Here is a 17178-nt window from a genome sequence, read left to right as displayed (position 1 = left end):
ACTGCAAGTAGCTATTGTTTAAAATAATTAATTTCAGTCTTAACTTACATTTGCCCATCTGCCATTTTTAGATTAATTTTGCACCTTAAACAACAACACTACTACGATGATCCATTTCTTCGGAAACCAGACCACTACGGTTTTTGCGGTACAGTCGCAAAACGAACTAACGGCAGAGGACATTTCAAAACTTAACTGGCTTTTTGGCAACGCACATAAAATAGAAAAATCCGTACTCGCGGATTTTTTTGTTGGACCGCGCGCCACCATGATTACCCCGTGGAGCACTAACGCCGTAGAAATTACCCAGAACATGGGTATTGAAGGTATTATTCGCATTGAGGAGTTTATCAAGGTGAATGAGGCTGATGCTAAATTCGACCCGATGCTGTCGCAAAAGTACGATGGCCTTAACCAGGATATTTATACCATAAACATACAGCCGGAGCCTATTCTCGAGATAGATGACATTGCGGCTTATAATACTAAAGAAGGGCTTTCGCTTAGCGAAGAAGAGGTAGATTATCTTAATGAACTTGCCGTAAAACTGGGCAGGAAACTGACGGATAGCGAAGTTTTTGGCTTTAGCCAGGTAAACTCAGAGCACTGCCGCCACAAGATATTCAACGGTACGTTTGTTATTGATGGCGAAGAAAAACCATCGTCACTATTCAAACTGATCAAGAAAACATCTCAGGAAAACCCTAACGATATTGTTTCGGCTTACAAAGACAACGTAGCCTTTATAAAAGGGCCACGCGTACAGCAGTTCGCACCTAAAACAGCAGACAAGCCTGATTTTTATGATGTAAAAGAATTTGATTCTGTTATATCTATAAAAGCAGAAACGCATAACTTCCCTACTACGGTTGAGCCTTTTAACGGTGCTGCTACCGGTGCAGGTGGAGAAATTCGCGACAGGCTTGCAGGAGGCCAGGGCTCGCTTCCATTAGCGGGAACAGCGGTGTATATGACGGCCTATTCTAGATTAGAAGAAAACCGCCCTTGGGAAGAAGGTATGGACGAGCGCAAATGGCTGTACCAAACCCCGATGGACATATTGATAAAGGCATCTAACGGTGCGTCAGATTTTGGTAACAAATTCGGGCAGCCGCTAATTACAGGTTCAGTACTTACATTTGAACACGAAGAAGCCGGGCGTAAACTGGGCTTTGATAAAGTGATAATGCTTGCAGGCGGTATAGGCTACGGTAAAGAGAGCCAAAGCAAAAAACAAAAACCACAGGAAGGCGATAAAGTAGTTATCCTGGGTGGTGAAAACTACCGCATAGGTATGGGTGGTGCTGCCGTTTCAAGCGCAGATACCGGAGCGTTTGCATCTGGTATTGAGCTTAATGCAGTGCAGCGTTCTAACCCTGAAATGCAAAAACGTGCTGCCAATGCCGTTCGTGGTATGGTAGAGAGTGATGATAATACTATTGTTTCTATCCACGACCACGGTGCGGGCGGACACTTAAACTGCCTTAGCGAACTTGTTGAGGAAACCGGCGGGCTTATCGACCTTGATAAGCTTCCTGTAGGCGACCCTACCCTTTCTGCTAAGGAGATCATTGGTAACGAGAGCCAGGAACGTATGGGCCTTATCATTGGTCAGAAAGATATTGACACATTACAGCGCATTGCCGACCGTGAGCGTAGCCCAATGTATACTGTAGGCGAAGTAACCGGCGACCACAGGTTTACCTTTAAAAGTGCTACTACCGGCGAAAAACCAATGGACTTTGCGTTGGAAGATATGTTTGGCGCATCGCCAAAAACTGTAATGAACGATAAAACGGTTACCCCTAATTATAGCGAGGTAACATATTCTCAGGATAAAATACACGACTATCTTAATCAGGTACTGCAGCTTGAAGCTGTAGCCTGTAAAGACTGGCTAACAAATAAGGTAGACCGCTGCGTGGGTGGTAAAGTTGCCAAGCAACAAACGGCGGGACCTATACAGCTTCCGCTGAATAACGTGGGCGTTATGGCGCTTGACTATGCCGGTAAAGAAGGTATTGCTACCACTATAGGCCACTCCCCTGTTTCAGCGCTGATTGAACCTGCTGCCGCAAGCCGTACCGCTATTGCTGAGTCGCTTAGTAACATCGTATTTGCTCCGCTAAAAGACGGTTTAAAAAGTGTGTCGCTTTCGGCCAACTGGATGTGGGCGTGTAAGAATGAGGGTGAAGACGCAAGGCTATACGAAGCTGTAGAAGCCTGTAGTGAATTTGCTATTGAATTGGGCATCAACATCCCAACCGGTAAGGATTCACTTAGTATGAAACAAAAATACCCTGACGGCGACGTTATTGCCCCGGGTACAGTAATTATCTCTGCTGCGGGTAACTGTAACGACATTACTAAAGTAGTAGAGCCGGTACTAAAACGAAACGGCGGCAACATATACTACATCAACCTGAGCAATGATGGCTTTAAACTGGGCGGATCATCATTTGCGCAGGTATTGAATAAAGTGGGTACAGAAGTACCAACAATTACCGATGCTGCCAACTTTAAAACATCATTCAATACCATTCAGGATCTTATAAAGGCGGGTAAAATTGCAGCTGGCCACGATATAGGCAGCGGCGGACTTATTACTACCCTGCTTGAAATGAGCTTTGCAGAAGTAAACCTGGGTGCTGAATATGACCTGACCAACCTTAATGAGGCTGATACGGTTAAGGTGCTTTTCGCAGAAAATATTGCCGTGGTACTACAGGCAGATGCCTCTATTGAAGCGGAACTTGCTGCTAATGGCATTGACTTTATAAAAATAGGACAGCCAAAAGAAGGCACTGAAATAACCGTGAAAAACGGTGATACCAATCTTACTTTTGACGTTGCCGAAACACGCGATACCTGGTATAAAACATCATACCTTTTAGACCAGAAACAGTCTGGTGTACAGAAAGCTAAAGAGCGTTATGTAAACTATAAGTCGCAACCGCTGGTATATAACTTCCCTACTCAGTTTACAGGTAAGAAAGTTGTTATCGATGCAAGCAAACCAAGGCCTAAAGCAGCTATAATCCGTGAGAAGGGTTCTAACTCGGAACGCGAAATGGCAAATGCTATGTACCTTGCCGGCTTTGATGTGAAAGACGTGCACATGACCGATCTAATCTCGGGTCGCGAAACGCTGGAAGATATACAATTTATAGGTGCTGTGGGTGGTTTCTCAAATTCAGATGTACTGGGTTCGGCTAAAGGCTGGGCAGGTGCGTTCCTGTATAACGAGAAAGCTAAAACCGCATTAGAGAACTTCTTTAAACGTGAAGATACACTATCAGTTGGTATTTGTAACGGCTGCCAATTGTTTATAGAGCTTGGCCTTATTAACCCTGAGCATGAGGTAAAACCACGCATGCACTTTAACGATAGCCACAAGCACGAAAGTGCCTTTACATCGGTTAAAGTACAGGAAAACAATTCGGTGATGCTAAACACGCTTGCGGGCAGCACGCTGGGCGTATGGATTAGCCACGGTGAAGGTAAATTTGAGCTTCCGTACCAGGAAGATAAATATAGCGTGGTGGCTAAATATGCCTACAACGGCTACCCGGCTAACCCTAACGGCTCTCACTTTGACATTGCAATGATGAGCAGCAACGATGGCCGCCACCTGGTAATGATGCCGCACATAGAGCGCTCTATGTTCCAATGGAACTGGGCCTACTACCCTGAAGGCCGTACCGATGAGGTAAGCCCTTGGCACGAAGCGTTTGTAAATGCGCGTGAGTGGATTGAGAAAAGGTAATTCGGTTATGCGGTTATTTGTTTATTCGGAAGAAGACAAATAGACGTAAGATGATAGACGCCTCTGGAAACAGGGGCGTTTTTTTGTTAAAAAACTATATCTTTATCAATAAGAAAAAATAGATGGAAAGCAAGGGGGAACAATTTTATCCGACATACAGGTTTGACTTGAATAACAGGGATGTTGTATTAATAGAATTTGAAGAAGCTCAAAAAGTAGCAAATTCACAAACAAAAATTTATGCTCAAGTAGCAAGTGTTTTAGTTGCAATTACCGCTGTTTTAATACCTCTTTTTTTTAATCAGGAAAAAGAAGCTTTAAACGCGAATCTAACTATTTTGCAAGAAAACTCATTTCTATTCGCACTCTTTATAACATTCTTGGGAGGATTTTTGTTGCGATACTTTGTTGAATTACAAAGACAAATTGTTTTTAACGCTAGAAAAGTAGTGTCATTACGGCTAATGTTAGGCTTAGATTATGGGAACATACATTTGACACTACCAAATTTTCGAGTTGAAGGAGCAACTAATCCATTTGTTATAAAATTTTTTAATGGATGGTTTTGGTTTCAGACTGTTCCTTTTTGGATGCTAACATTTATCAATATCTTGGTCTGGCGATTTGCATGTAATAATAGTGTATTATTAGATATAATTTTTTCTGATAAATATTCTGAAATAACTCTCATTTTAATTACTTTGGCAGGATATATTTACATATTTAGATGCCAATTGTTCGAACAACATGAAAATTTACTTTTAGTATTTACTAAGAATTTGTCCAAGATTATTAGAATAAAATTATTACCAAATTTTGAATATATAATTTACAGAGCTAAACTTTCATATATTGAACTTGATAGGTTAAATGTAAATTACAAAAACTTAGAAAAAATACTCGTAGATATCGAAGATAAAAGCTTTCATAATAATTCTGGATTTTCAATAAAATCTTTAATGAGAGGTTTTTTCAGTATTTTTAAGATGTTCAGGAGGCGACATTCAATAATTAAAAATGGGGGGTCGACATTAACAATGCAACTCGCTAGAACTCTATTCATTCCTTCTAACCAAAATATATACTTAAGAAAGATGATTGAGATATTATTATCTATATGGATTAATAAAACTTTTGTAAAATCTGATATATTAAAATTATACGTTGCTTCTGTTAGGTATGAAAAAGGAAAAATGGGGCTTTCATTTGCAATCAAACACTTCTTTCAGAATGATATTCAAAATATGAAATTAACTAATGAAGAATCTTTTTTTCTTGTCGAAAGACTATCCAATATTAGCTCTACAGTCAATTGGACAAGAATTAACCATTTACTTACAAGAACACAGCTGCCTATTGAACGAAGCTTATTAGATAACATTTACAATAGATTAATTAGGGAAGGAAAATTAAGACCTATATAATTTCATAGTGAGAACTCCGATCTGTCGCGAGCTTTTCTTTTAAAATATACACGCATTACCAAGATGCTCGCGCAAGCGAACTAAAAACAACAACAAATCACAACCCTTACCCATGGCAAAAAATAAAACTACCGAAACCGCCATCAACGTTACCGACTTCATTAACACCTATGTGGATAATGACCAAAAGAAAGAAGACAGTTTTCAACTGATAGCACTACTGCGCGAATGGTCCGGGTTTGAGCCAAAAATGTGGGGACCAACCATTATCGGCTTTGGCAGTTACCACTATAAATATGCCAGTGGGCATGAGGGCGATGCACCAATACTTGGATTTTCGCCACGCAAGGCGGAATTTTCATTGTATGTGTACTCTCCTACCGAAGAAAACAAACCGCTATTAGATGATTTGGGTAAGTTCAAAATGGGGAAAGCCTGCATCTACGTTAAAAAATTATCTGATATTAATATTGATGCTTTAGAGAAAATCTGTAAAGCAACTATTGCCTATCTTAACGAGAACCATGAGTGTGCTTGTAGGGAAGTATAATTTAGTATAGGTGTATATTAGGTTGCTGTGGCCAAAACAATGTAGGCTATTATTTCAAGCAAAGGCGCTAAGACGCAAAGCTTTGTGTCGATAATAAGAGTATCTGTCTCGATAAACTTTGCGTCTTAGCGCCTTTGCGAGACATTTTAAAAAGCTCTTTGAATGGAGATTATTTATTTAATATCCTCGCTACCAATAAAGTTATTTTCTTAGAGAGATTCACTATTCTGTTAACCTCTTCTCCTACCTGAAACTATCAAACCGTTTTACATACATTAACTGCAGTCCCAATGAGGCAACACTAAACTCGTTTCCCTTTGTGGCATATACAAGCTTGTTTTGTATGAGCATAGAGAATGCTACAGACCAGTCATTTTTTCTGTAAGCGGCAGCACCACGGGCAAAAGCTGTGGGGTAAACATTAAGCTTTATATTTTTGAGGTTATCAGGGTTATTGCCCACATTAGCTCCGGCAGTAATCATACCCGACAGTAGCCAGTATTTGTTTACCACCCACGAATAAGCATATCCGGCATTGGCACCAAATTGTATGTTATCAATATATTCGTCACCAGAATCTGGCAGTACATCGCCAAGGTGCATACGGTAGTTATATAATCCAGCTCCAATAGCAAAGCTTCCGGCAGATTGTAATTGCTTTTCGCTGTGCTGAAAGGCTGCCTTAGCAGAGAACTGCCCACCGTTAAATAGATATGTGCCCTCTGCTCCTATCTGCCGTACAGCCATGTCAGGATACAGCGTTATGTTTTGTTTGTCTTCATTATAAAAACCTTTATAATTCTGGATAAATACATCAATTATAAACTTTCGCCCGTAATTGTGTAGCTGGAAGTCGACCACTTTTGTTTTGCCATACTCCTTGCCCTGCAGGTCGGCCGCACCATAGCTTAACCGGGCATTAACAACGGTGTTTTTTATAGAAAAACCCACGCCTACAGTAATCGGGTTGTTAGGGCTGTATTCAACATCATTATTACTTACCAGTAAAGTATTGTTTGCCACAAAAGGCGAAATAGACATTTTTTGCGGGTAAGGTGCAATGTAGAGCGAATCTACTCTCTGGGCAAAACCAGAGCATACAGCAAACAGCAAAAACAGCGAGGTAAAAACTTTCATTTACAAATGATATAATATCGTAACGCAAATTAAGTTTTAAAAATATATCAATTATAATTTTATCTTACAAAAAAGGGCTGCCGATTGGCAGCCCTTAACTTCTACATGATGCAATTTACTTGATAAAGATCTTTTTTGTGTCAGCCATGTTACGTGTATCGGTAAAACGAACCATATACATACCTGCACTTATACCGTTGGTATCCGGTCTGTAATCGGTACTTCCGGCAGGAATATTACCCTGACGTATCTGCTTACCCTGAAGGTCAAAAATAGTGTAACCTACTTTGCTACCCAGGTTAGTGTTTAGCGTAAATACCACATCTTTAGTGCCTGACGGGTAACTTACTGTAACCATATCTCTGCCCATATTGTAATTAGCAGTAGCAAGATCCGGGTCGGCATATACTTTAAGACCTCCTACATTTACCGCATAATCGTTAAGCGTAGCCTCTGAATAAAAACGCAGGCCAATAGCCGCAATTTCCTTACCGTTATAAGCTGATGGTAATACCACTGTTTGCTTATGCCAGCTTGCGTCGGCAGCATCAGATAATGCAAACTCAACTCTCTCAGTTGGGCTATCGGCAAAAACTACTATAAGTTTTAGGTGCGATGTGCTTCGCGCAGCCAGTTCTATCGCTGTACCGGGAACTACAGTAAGCTTTGTTTTATAAAGCATTAAATCTACAGTAGTAGTTGCAGGAAGCGTTCCGCTTATTTTAATTGAATTACCCAAAGTATAAGCATCGTCAAAATCGTACTTTGCCGATAGTGTACCATTTTGAGAGAAAGCCCACGTCCAGGTTGGCAAAATATCCTGAACACCTACATTATGCCAGGCATCGCTGCTTGTTTGTACACCTTCTATAAATTTTTTAGTCCCATGACCGGTAGAAAATCCGGTTTCAAAAGGCAGGCTGATAATAACCGATGCTTCCGGAACCCAGTTCCCAAATCCTTTAAAACCCGTAGCGTCTACAAGAGCAGGATTACGGTCTAACCCACCAAACATATGGTTTTCTGCGCTATAAAAAGAATCTACATCTGTAGGATCATTATTAAAATTAGTAAAGCCTGAATAGTTATAAAGACAGTTGGTTGCAAACAGGCCCAGCGATGTGTAAGGTGTAGTGGCGCCATCGTGTAATGCAGTCATAAAACTATTACCATTTGTAGCAAAACTGCCCTGATTACGATTAGGCCAGATATCTGCTCCCGTAAATACATCAAATTCAGAACGTCCGATAGCTCTTGCACGGTTACGCGAAGCTATGGGCCCTGCCGAACTATTCCAGAAAAAATTGATAAACATACTACTGCTCACACGGGTTTCAAAACCATTAGCGCTATCGCCATCTGCATCATCCTGCAAAAAAGGACTGTTTACAGTATTAAGCCTATTTTGCCAGCCCACAGCTCCGGTGGGTGTCATGGCATCATACCACATAACTTCTTTACCTTTTGCTTCTACTTCGGCAGTAAGGGCACTAACAAACGCACGCATTTCTGTAGCAACTGCTGCTGTGGTTCCTGTCTCCTGATTAATAAACCAACCATCAAACTTATAATATTGCATAATGGCAACAAGTTTTGGCACCGCTAAAAAGTTGCCCTGCTCATCGCGTTCTAAAAAACTTTGCAACGTAGCCGTTGAACCACCGTATGCTAATGGCGAAAAGAATATATCTCCAAAAATTTTAACTCCATTTTTATGCGCGGCATTTGCCCAGGGCGATGAAGGTATTTGAACCGTTTGGGTAGATGTGCCTCCAAACCAGACAAACTTATCTATATAAGCCCAGTGAGTAAAGTTGTAAAGATTAAACTGGCTTTGTTCGCCGTGGTAGTTGCCAAAATTGTTCATACCATCGGGCAGGTAAGCAATTTGCATATTGTTGCTAAGCGCCGGGTTGAACTGGGTATCGGGATTACTAAACCTTGTAGCAAGTGGTATTGTGCTTATAAGATCTTCAGAAGCTGTAGCACCGTCCGGTGTCCAGGACTTTAACTGATCTATCGTTAAAATATACGGAGCCGTATTCACAATTTGCGCAAAAAGAGCACCACCAAATAGTAAAAATGTAAAAAGAGTAATTTTTTTCAAGTTAAAATGATTTTAAGCGATTATTAGGTTAGTAAATATATTAAACAAGAAACAATATTGTGAATATTTTATTAAATTTCACATAAAAATGAAATTCACATACAAATTATAACGTGATACAAAACCTGTATATGTAATAATGACAGAAAGATAGTATTTCACTAATCATCAATACCTTATATTAGAATTTTTAATATTAATATCAGAATAATAATTTTTCTTAGAAATAATTTAATATTTCAAGTTTTACTCGGGCGTTATATATTTTTTTCATAATTTGCATATAAAATCTGACCTACATTTCTTATGGATACAATAACACGCCTGTTTGATTTCCCCTATTACCAGCTCGAAAAATATAAGCTTACTGAAGCGCTGGCAACCAAGTATGGCGAAAAATGGGTTGCCACCTCTACGCAGGAATATATAGATAAAGCTAATGCCTTTAGCCGTGGGTTACTACGCATGGGCATTAAAAAAGATGATAAAATTGCTGTAATATCGCACAACAACCGCACTGAATGGAATATTGTTGATATTGGCATATTGCAAACCGGGGCGCAGAACGTACCGGTTTACCCTACCATATCTGAGGAAGATTTTGAGTATATCCTAAATCATTCAGAATCGCAGTATGTAATTGTATCTAACGAAGACCTGTTCAATAAAATTTCTTCGGTTAAAGCCAATGTGCCAAAGCTTAAAGAAATTTATTCTTTTGAAGATATAGCGGGTTGCAAAAGCTGGAATGAGATACTGGAGCTTGGTAAAGACACTGCTAACCAGCAGGAGGTTGAAGATATTAAGAAAACAATCACTACAGAAGATCTTGCTACAATAATTTATACATCGGGTACTACTGGCAGGCCAAAAGGCGTTATGCTTTCGCACAAAAACATTGTAAGCAATGTGCTTATGAGCGAGGAACGTGTACCATTTGAACATGGTAAAAGTGTTGCCCTTAGTTTTTTACCGGTGTGCCATATTTATGAGCGCATGATACTATACATTTACCAGTATGTGGGTGTATCTATTTACTTTGCCGAAAGCATTGAAAAGGTTAGTGCTAACATTAAAGAGGTTAGCCCGGATGTTATTACCGCAGTGCCAAGGCTATTGGAAAAAGTTTATGATGCCATTATAGCGAAGGGTACAGACCTGACAGGCATTAAGAAGAAATTATTTTTCTGGGCAGTTGATGTTGGCCACGAATATGAACCCTATGGTGCAAATGGCCCTTGGTATGGCTTAAAGCTATGGCTGGCACGCAAACTGATATTTAGTAAATGGAAGGCAGGACTTGGCGGCAAACTGGGCCTGATGGTAAGTGGTAGCGCTGCGATACAGCCAAGGCTGGCACGTGTATTTGCAGCAGCAGAAATTCCGGTTATGGAAGGTTATGGCCTTACCGAAACATCTCCCGTTATTGCGGTGAATGATATGCGTAACAAGGGCTTTAAAATAGGCACTGTTGGCAGGCCGCTTAAAGGTGTTGAAGTTAAAATTGCCGAGGATGGCGAGATACTGACCAAAAGCGACAGCGTAATGATGGGGTACTTTAACGACCCTGAAAAAACGGCCGAAGCTATTACAGATGGTTATTTCCACACGGGTGATATAGGAGAGATTGACAAAGACGGTTTCCTGAAAATTACTGACCGTAAAAAAGAAATGTTCAAAACATCAGGCGGTAAGTATATTGCCCCGCAGCTGATAGAAAATGCCATGAAGCAAAGCCGTTTTATAGAGCAGATAATGGTTATAGGCGATGGCGAAAAAATGCCGGCTGCCTTTATTCAGCCAGATTTTGCCTTTGTAAAATCGTGGGCTTCGCGCAAGGGACTTTCTGTAAACAGCAACCAGGAAATTGCCGACAGCAAAGAGGTACATGAACGTTTACAGGAAGAGGTAGATGCTATTAATAAAAAGTTTGGACACTGGGAGCAAATCAAAAAATTTGAACTTACTCCTGACGTTTGGAGTACCGAAGGTGGCGAAATGACTCCTACCCTAAAACTAAAACGTAAGGCAGTTAAAGAAAAATATAAAAAGCTGTATGATAAAATATATGGCGGTGATAAATAGATTTTTTCAGAATATGGGATGATTAGATTTTCAGACCGTAGGACTTTATAAGATAATTTGGAGAAGCAGCTTTAGGGCTGCTTTTTTGTGTAATTAATTTTATTAATCATATTCACTCCTACCAATTATAAATAAAATCTCTTGGGCAGAACGGTGATCTCCGTCTTCATTAGCAAGTTCCAGATAGTAGCGGGCATTTTGCAAAGATTTATCTACAACTTCTCCCTTTAAATACAAAAGACCAATCAAATAATTAGCCTCGTCCATTTCATACTGCGAACTTTCTTTAATTCTATCACTTTTTAAAATCGAAAACGCTTTATTTTTATCCTTCTCTACCCCTATACCATAATAGTAACATTTGGCTATGGTAAATTCTGCCGGATGACCTAATTGCAAAGATTGTTCATAACATTTAAAAGCGCTTTCATAATCGTATCTGTCACGATATTCAACACCAAGGTTAAATGCCGCTATGCCATTGCCCAGGGAGATACCTTTTTTATATAATTCTATCGCATTATATTTATCTTTTTCGCAAAACTCACCTGCACTCAGGTAATCAGCATAACGAACCAGCGCTTCAGTATTCCCATTTTCATATGCCTTTTTTATCCAGGTAAAAGCCTGTACTTCATCAATGACAATAATCTGTTCATCATCTACCACGATACCATCTTCATAATACATTGCTACATCAAATTGTGCATTGCTATCATTATTTTCAGCAAGTTTCAAAAGCTCTTGCCACTCCTCTTTAGTTTGAATTACAGGAATCATTTTAGTAATGTTTGAACTGGATTAAACAAACAGCAATAGTATAAACAACAGCACGAACAATATAAATATCAATACTGTAGTCATTGCCGGCTGTCCGTCATTACTACTGTTATTCACTTTATTATGCGTTAGGCTCTCTGAGCTTACAGTAACACTCTGGCTATTGCGCAGGCTTAGCTTTTCTACTAAACGTGTATTGTTATCAGCAAGTTTTAAAAGCTTTGTATGTAAGACTGCTTTTGCATCATCTTCCAGAAATACACAGCAGGTAAGCACCTCATCCATAATGCGGCTGTTTACTACAATATCCCTCTCTCTTACAAGCAGGTGTATATTTGTATCTGAAAGTAAATCTTCCAGCACCTTAAATAAAGCCTGCCTGTTGATACGTCCGCCGGCATTTAGCACGGTAGTTTTTATCCGCTGAAATTGTGTAAGGAATGTTACCGGTGTGGGTTGCCCTGCCTGAAAGAGCACACTGCGGTAGGTAGTTTTGTATCCTTTAAGATAGTCGTACTCGCTACGGGTATCGTCTTCAATAAGTATGGTATAGGCTTCTGATATTTCCTTAAAACGCTCCTCACTCGCCTTGTCGCCGTTGTTTTTATCCGGATGGTGCTGCACCGCAAGCTGCCGGTACGCTTTTTTAATATCAGCAGGCGCGCAATCAGGGCTTAAGCCCAATATGTGATAGTAGTTTTTCATCCGAAACATTCAGGGACGGCAATTTACAAATTTATGATGTAATGATGAGTCACGAAAGCTTATTGAGTTTGTAGTCGGTCATTTTATTTAGGCTATAAGATAGTATATAGGAAAACCTCCAAAGGCGGTTTTTTTGTACTGATTTGTTAGGTAAGTTATGGCTGGCGCGAGCGTCCCGCTCCTGCCGGTTTATATTCACGAGCAAGATGCTCGCGCTAGCTAGGGATATTTTAGCTGGAATGAAAAAGCGGAGTAGATCTTAATCTACTCCGCTTAAGTTAACAATTATCTTATAAAGTCACTTTCCTTTTTTGATTCTTTTTACAACCAGTTTTGAAGTATAAAGACCAAAAAACAAGCATGGTAATAATGCTAATTGCGGCTCATACTTCATTGCAAGTGCAGTAAGTATAACAGCACTTATAAAATAGGCTAAAAGCTCAAGTATACTTGAATACAAATTTATATTTTTCATCTTATATTAATCTTATTGCCACCAACTAACGATTGCTTCTGCACCTAACCAAGCAGCTGAAGCACCCACTGCAGCGGTGGCACCAGCAGCAGCACCTCCGCCTAATGCACCTATAATAGCACCTGCAACGGCACCTGTTCCACCCGATGCTAAACCGAGAACAATTGCTCCTTTTATAGCTCCCGCTTTTACACCAAATGGAAAAGCCATTAGAAACGCAGCAATGTCAGCTTTGGCCACATTTGACCAATCAATTTTACCCATAGTAGTTATTGGATACGTAGGACCAGTAGGACTAGCGGGATTACCAATTGGAAAAGTATCAAGCCATTTGTCTCTTTTGCTGCTATTCCAATATGTTAATGAACTTTTTGCTACAGAATTTGTCATATAAAGCCTTGTCAACTGATTATCTTCCAAATCAGACATATAAATTTTTTTGTTAAGTAAATCTATCTTTTTAATTTTATCAACAATATCCGAATTTTCATCAATTATTAATTCTAAGTTATTGATAAATGAAATTTCTTCTTTTGAGAAAGATGAATAATCGTGCCCTGCAGGCATAAGTTTATTACTCTCAACACTTATCTTAACAATAGTATCGTGCTCAGGAGTGTAATTCTGTTTTGCATTACCTTTCGTTAAATTATAAATATTATCAAAATAATATAATGAAGCTCCTTTGATATCAGCATACTTTAAATTACCATTGTTTTTGATTGCGTTATCATAAACATAATCCAATCCTGAATTATGAGCTTCTCCTATGAAATCAAAATATTCTGGTAGAATAACACTATTGTCGCTCGAGCTTGAAGTACGCAGAGCAGTGTTTCTGTTTTCTCCTGTCACACTATCACTGGAACATCCACAAATTATAAAGAGCGGTAAAAAAAAAGCAGAATAGAATGAAAATTTTTTCATGATTACAAATGTTGATTGGTTTAAAATTTTTAATTGTATTTACCTATAAATAGGATTTCAAAATTATACTTTTTAAAAAAAAAAGACAGTTAATCATTTGTTAAAATTTAGCTTAATTATCTTCTCATGAAGATTAACTGGGAACTCGTCTTAACTTTTTCTTAATTACCAGTAAACTAGCCTTATACTTTACCTGATTCTTACTCCGTAGTACTGTTATACAGCGCAAAAAAAGGCAAAATCTGAAACAAAAATCCCTATATTTCGCTTCAATCAAAAAAGTCAAGATGAGTTCTCTGCGTTATAATAAATAAATAAAAAATAAGTCACTTAATTTCCTATCAACAACTAAAGCTTCTCCCTCAAATACTCCCCCGTAATACTCTTAGGGTTCTTAGCAACTTCCTCAGGTGTACCAAAGGCTACGAGGTGCCCACCGTTCTCGCCACCTTCAGGGCCAATGTCAATGATATAGTCAGCACATTTTATAAGGTCAAGGTTGTGCTCTATGACTATGATGGAATGCCCCTTTTCAAGCAGTGCCTCAAAACTGGCTAACAGCTTTTTAATATCGTGAAAATGCAGCCCCGTAGTAGGCTCATCAAACACGAAAAGAGCCTTATCTTTAGTAGCCCCCTTAACCAGGAACGATGCCAGCTTAATACGCTGTGCCTCCCCACCCGAAAGTGTAGACGAACTTTGCCCCAACTGTACATAGCCTAAGCCTACGTCCTGAAGCGGCTGTAGCTTGGTCATGATCTTGGTTTGCTTATGCTCGCTAAAAAACGCAACGGCATCATCAATGGTCATGCTTAGTACATCGTCTATGTTCTTATCGTTAAAGGTAACTTCAAGTACTTCTTTCTTAAAGCGTTTGCCGTTACAGGTTTCGCACAGCAGGTGCACATCGGCCATAAACTGCATCTCAATGGTTACTTCGCCCTCACCCTTACAGGTTTCGCAACGGCCACCATCTACGTTAAACGAAAAGTGCTTGCTTTGATAACCGCGTATCTGGCTTAGCTTCTGTTTTGAAAATAAGTCGCGAATGTCATCATACGCCTTTATATACGTAACCGGGTTAGAACGCGAACTGCGCCCTATTGGGTTTTGGTCTACATACTCAATATGCTTTATGTGGCTGTAACTTCCCCGGAGCTCGGTAAACTGCCCGGCTTTCTCCCCTACGCCTTCCAGTTGCTTCTGTATGGCAGGGAACAATATCTTTTTAACCAGCGTACTCTTGCCACTACCCGATACCCCGGTAATAACCGTAAGGCAGTCCAACGGAAAAGTAACATCTATGTTTTGCAGGTTGTTTTCGCGTGCGCCTATAACTTCTACATGGTGCTTAAATTTGCGACGCTTTTTAGGCACGCTGATTTCAAGCTCGCCGTTAAGGTATTTCGCGGTAAGCGAATCAGATTTTAATAACTCTTCATAGGTACCCTGGGCTACAAGTTCGCCACCGTGGGTACCGGCCTCCGGGCCAATGTCGATAATCATGTCGGCCATCTTCATAATATCCTCGTCATGTTCTACTACAATAACGGTATTGCCCAGGTCGCGCAGGCCTTCAAGCACCTTTATAAGGCGCTCGGTATCTTTTGGGTGGAGGCCAATAGAAGGCTCGTCAAGTATATACATACTGCCAACAAGGCTACTGCCTAAAGACGTGGCCAGGTTGATACGCTGGCTTTCACCACCTGAAAGTGTAGCCGACTTACGGTTTAGTGTAAGGTAATCTAACCCTACCTCCTGAAGGAAGCTGAGGCGGTTATTTATTTCTGTCAAAAGCCTTTTGGCTACTTTGGCATCGTACTCGTTAAGTTCTAATTTATCAAAAAAGGTAACCAGGTGTTTTATTGGCTGGTCTACAAGGTCGCTAATGGTGTGGTCGGCTATTTTTACATAGTTGGCTTCTGGTCGTAGGCGTTTGCCTTTACACTCCGGGCATTTGGTTTTGCCTCGGTAACGGCTCAGCATCACACGGTTCTGTATCTTATAGTTCTTTTCTTCCAGTTCAGCAAAAAAGGCATTAAGCCCGGTAAAGTATTTATTACCCGTCCAGATCAGCTGGCGGTCGCTTTCACTCAATTGGAAATACGGCTTATGCACCGGGAAGTCAAACTTATGACTGGCCTTAACCAACTCATCGCGGTACCATCCCATACTCTCACCACGCCAAGGGTAAATAGCGTTTTCATATACCGAAAGTGCTGTGTTAGGCACCACCAGTTCTTCATCTATGCCTATAATACTGCCGTAGCCTTCGCATGACGGGCAGGCACCATAAGGGTTGTTAAAGCTAAACAGGTGTACGTTAGGCTCTACAAACGTTACACCATCCAACTCAAAGTTGTTGCTAAACGGCAGGCGGTTGCCATTGCCTACGTCCTGAAGATAGGCTTCGCCTTTGCCTTCATAAAATGCAGTTTGTACAGCATCGGCAAGGCGGTTGTAAAATTCTTCCTCGTCCTTAACCACAATACGGTCAACAACCAGCAGTACTTCTTTGTTGGTAAAGTCTACTCCGGTAATATCATCAAGCCTTAGCGTTTCGTTATCTACCAGTATACGGGCAAAACCCTGTTGCAGGAGTATGCCAAGCTTCTCTTCAATCGTGCGGCCTTTCTCAGTATGAACCTGCGCAAGAAGCAGCCAGCGGCTATCCTGCTCAAAGCCCTTAACAGTATTTACAATGTCAGTAACGGTATGCTTTTTAACCTCACGCCCTGAAACAGGCGAATAAGTACGCCCCACACGGGCATACAATAGTTTAAGGTAATCGTATATCTCGGTACTGGTACCCACGGTACTGCGGGCATTGGTGGTATTTACTTTTTGCTCAATGGCAATGGCCGGGGCTATGCCTTTAATATACTCTACCTTAGGCTTATCTAAGCGGCCAAGGAACTGGCGCGCATAGCTCGATAAACTTTCTACATAGCGGCGCTGACCCTCAGCATAAAGCGTATCGAACGCCAGGCTTGACTTACCAGAACCCGAAAGTCCGGTAACTACTACCAGTTTATTTCGCGGTATGGCTACGTCTATATTCTTAAGGTTGTGCAGCTGCGCACCTTTTATAAGTATGTTTTTCTTAGGCTCAAGGGTAGAGAAATCCGTCTTTATCATGGCAAAAAAGTAATGCGCAAAGATACAGTTTTATGGGGAGCTTTTTGTTAAGGGTTTGCGAACTTAAAACGGAACGCGGATGAC

At 40.4% G+C, this 17178-nt stretch carries 11 protein-coding genes; 4 read left to right on the top strand and 7 right to left on the bottom strand.

Annotated elements, in window-relative coordinates; genetic code table 11:
• The first annotated feature begins 106 nt into the window (after positions 1-106).
• From purL to DYH63_RS06520, 3 genes are all read left to right on the top strand, one after another.
• Complete coding sequence (purL, locus tag DYH63_RS06530) at positions 107-3766, top strand: phosphoribosylformylglycinamidine synthase (RefSeq protein WP_116788041.1); 3660 nt, start codon at positions 107-109, stop codon at positions 3764-3766.
• A 122-nt stretch (positions 3767-3888) separates the two neighbouring features.
• Positions 3889-5190, top strand: a complete 1302-nt coding sequence (locus DYH63_RS06525; protein ID WP_116788040.1) for a transglycosylase domain-containing protein — start codon at positions 3889-3891, stop codon at positions 5188-5190.
• 112 nt (positions 5191-5302) lie between these two features.
• The gene (locus tag DYH63_RS06520) at positions 5303-5740 is read left to right on the top strand and encodes a DUF1801 domain-containing protein (protein ID WP_116788039.1); all 438 of its coding nucleotides are present in this window, start codon (positions 5303-5305) and stop codon (positions 5738-5740) included.
• A gap of 243 nt (positions 5741-5983) precedes the next feature.
• Here DYH63_RS06520 and DYH63_RS06515 read toward each other — a convergent pair whose 3' ends face one another.
• Complete coding sequence (locus DYH63_RS06515; RefSeq protein ID WP_116788038.1) at positions 5984-6877, bottom strand: DUF4421 family protein; 894 nt, start codon at positions 6875-6877, stop codon at positions 5984-5986.
• A gap of 115 nt (positions 6878-6992) precedes the next feature.
• The gene (locus DYH63_RS06510; RefSeq protein WP_116788037.1) at positions 6993-8984 is read right to left on the bottom strand and encodes an endo-beta-N-acetylglucosaminidase; all 1992 of its coding nucleotides are present in this window, start codon (positions 8982-8984) and stop codon (positions 6993-6995) included.
• 306 nt (positions 8985-9290) lie between these two features.
• Here DYH63_RS06510 and DYH63_RS06505 point away from each other — a divergent pair, with 306 nt between their 5' ends.
• Complete coding sequence (locus DYH63_RS06505) at positions 9291-11069, top strand: AMP-dependent synthetase/ligase (RefSeq protein ID WP_116788036.1); 1779 nt, start codon at positions 9291-9293, stop codon at positions 11067-11069.
• A 102-nt stretch (positions 11070-11171) separates the two neighbouring features.
• Here DYH63_RS06505 and DYH63_RS06500 read toward each other — a convergent pair whose 3' ends face one another.
• From DYH63_RS06500 to uvrA, 5 genes are all read right to left on the bottom strand, one after another.
• Entirely contained in the window at positions 11172-11849 is a 678-nt protein-coding gene (locus DYH63_RS06500) for a tetratricopeptide repeat protein (protein ID WP_116788035.1), read from the bottom strand.
• Between the two features lie 21 nt (positions 11850-11870).
• Positions 11871-12554, bottom strand: a complete 684-nt coding sequence (locus DYH63_RS06495; protein ID WP_205528285.1) for a J domain-containing protein — start codon at positions 12552-12554, stop codon at positions 11871-11873.
• Between the two features lie 298 nt (positions 12555-12852).
• The gene (locus tag DYH63_RS21250; RefSeq protein ID WP_162926949.1) at positions 12853-13029 is read right to left on the bottom strand and encodes a hypothetical protein; all 177 of its coding nucleotides are present in this window, start codon (positions 13027-13029) and stop codon (positions 12853-12855) included.
• Between the two features lie 12 nt (positions 13030-13041).
• Positions 13042-13956 carry a hypothetical protein gene (locus DYH63_RS06490; protein ID WP_116788033.1) on the bottom strand — a complete coding sequence of 305 codons (915 nt, stop codon included), beginning with the start codon at positions 13954-13956 and terminating at the stop codon, positions 13042-13044.
• Positions 13957-14304: 348 nt separating this feature from the next.
• Positions 14305-17094 carry an excinuclease ABC subunit UvrA gene (uvrA, locus tag DYH63_RS06485; RefSeq protein ID WP_116788032.1) on the bottom strand — a complete coding sequence of 930 codons (2790 nt, stop codon included), beginning with the start codon at positions 17092-17094 and terminating at the stop codon, positions 14305-14307.
• Between the last annotated feature and the right edge of the window lie 84 nt (positions 17095-17178).

The organism is Flavobacterium psychrotrophum (assembly GCF_003403075.1).
Classification (GTDB): domain Bacteria; phylum Bacteroidota; class Bacteroidia; order Flavobacteriales; family Flavobacteriaceae; genus Flavobacterium; species Flavobacterium psychrotrophum.
The sequence above is the reverse complement of the archived record's forward strand: the minus strand, read 5'-3'. Positions and strand labels throughout refer to the sequence as shown.

Coding starts and splice junctions, on each gene's coding strand:
- DYH63_RS21250 (WP_162926949.1), bottom strand. CDS start 13,029: ATGAAAAATATAAATTTGTATTCAAGTATACTTGAGCTTTTAGCCTAT.
- DYH63_RS06515 (WP_116788038.1), bottom strand. CDS start 6,877: ATGAAAGTTTTTACCTCGCTGTTTTTGCTGTTTGCTGTATGCTCTGGT.
- DYH63_RS06525 (WP_116788040.1), top strand. CDS start 3,889: ATGGAAAGCAAGGGGGAACAATTTTATCCGACATACAGGTTTGACTTG.
- DYH63_RS06520 (WP_116788039.1), top strand. CDS start 5,303: ATGGCAAAAAATAAAACTACCGAAACCGCCATCAACGTTACCGACTTC.
- DYH63_RS06495 (WP_205528285.1), bottom strand. CDS start 12,554: ATGAAAAACTACTATCACATATTGGGCTTAAGCCCTGATTGCGCGCCT.
- purL (WP_116788041.1), top strand. CDS start 107: ATGATCCATTTCTTCGGAAACCAGACCACTACGGTTTTTGCGGTACAG.
- DYH63_RS06505 (WP_116788036.1), top strand. CDS start 9,291: ATGGATACAATAACACGCCTGTTTGATTTCCCCTATTACCAGCTCGAA.
- DYH63_RS06500 (WP_116788035.1), bottom strand. CDS start 11,849: ATGATTCCTGTAATTCAAACTAAAGAGGAGTGGCAAGAGCTTTTGAAA.
- uvrA (WP_116788032.1), bottom strand. CDS start 17,094: ATGATAAAGACGGATTTCTCTACCCTTGAGCCTAAGAAAAACATACTT.
- DYH63_RS06490 (WP_116788033.1), bottom strand. CDS start 13,956: ATGAAAAAATTTTCATTCTATTCTGCTTTTTTTTTACCGCTCTTTATA.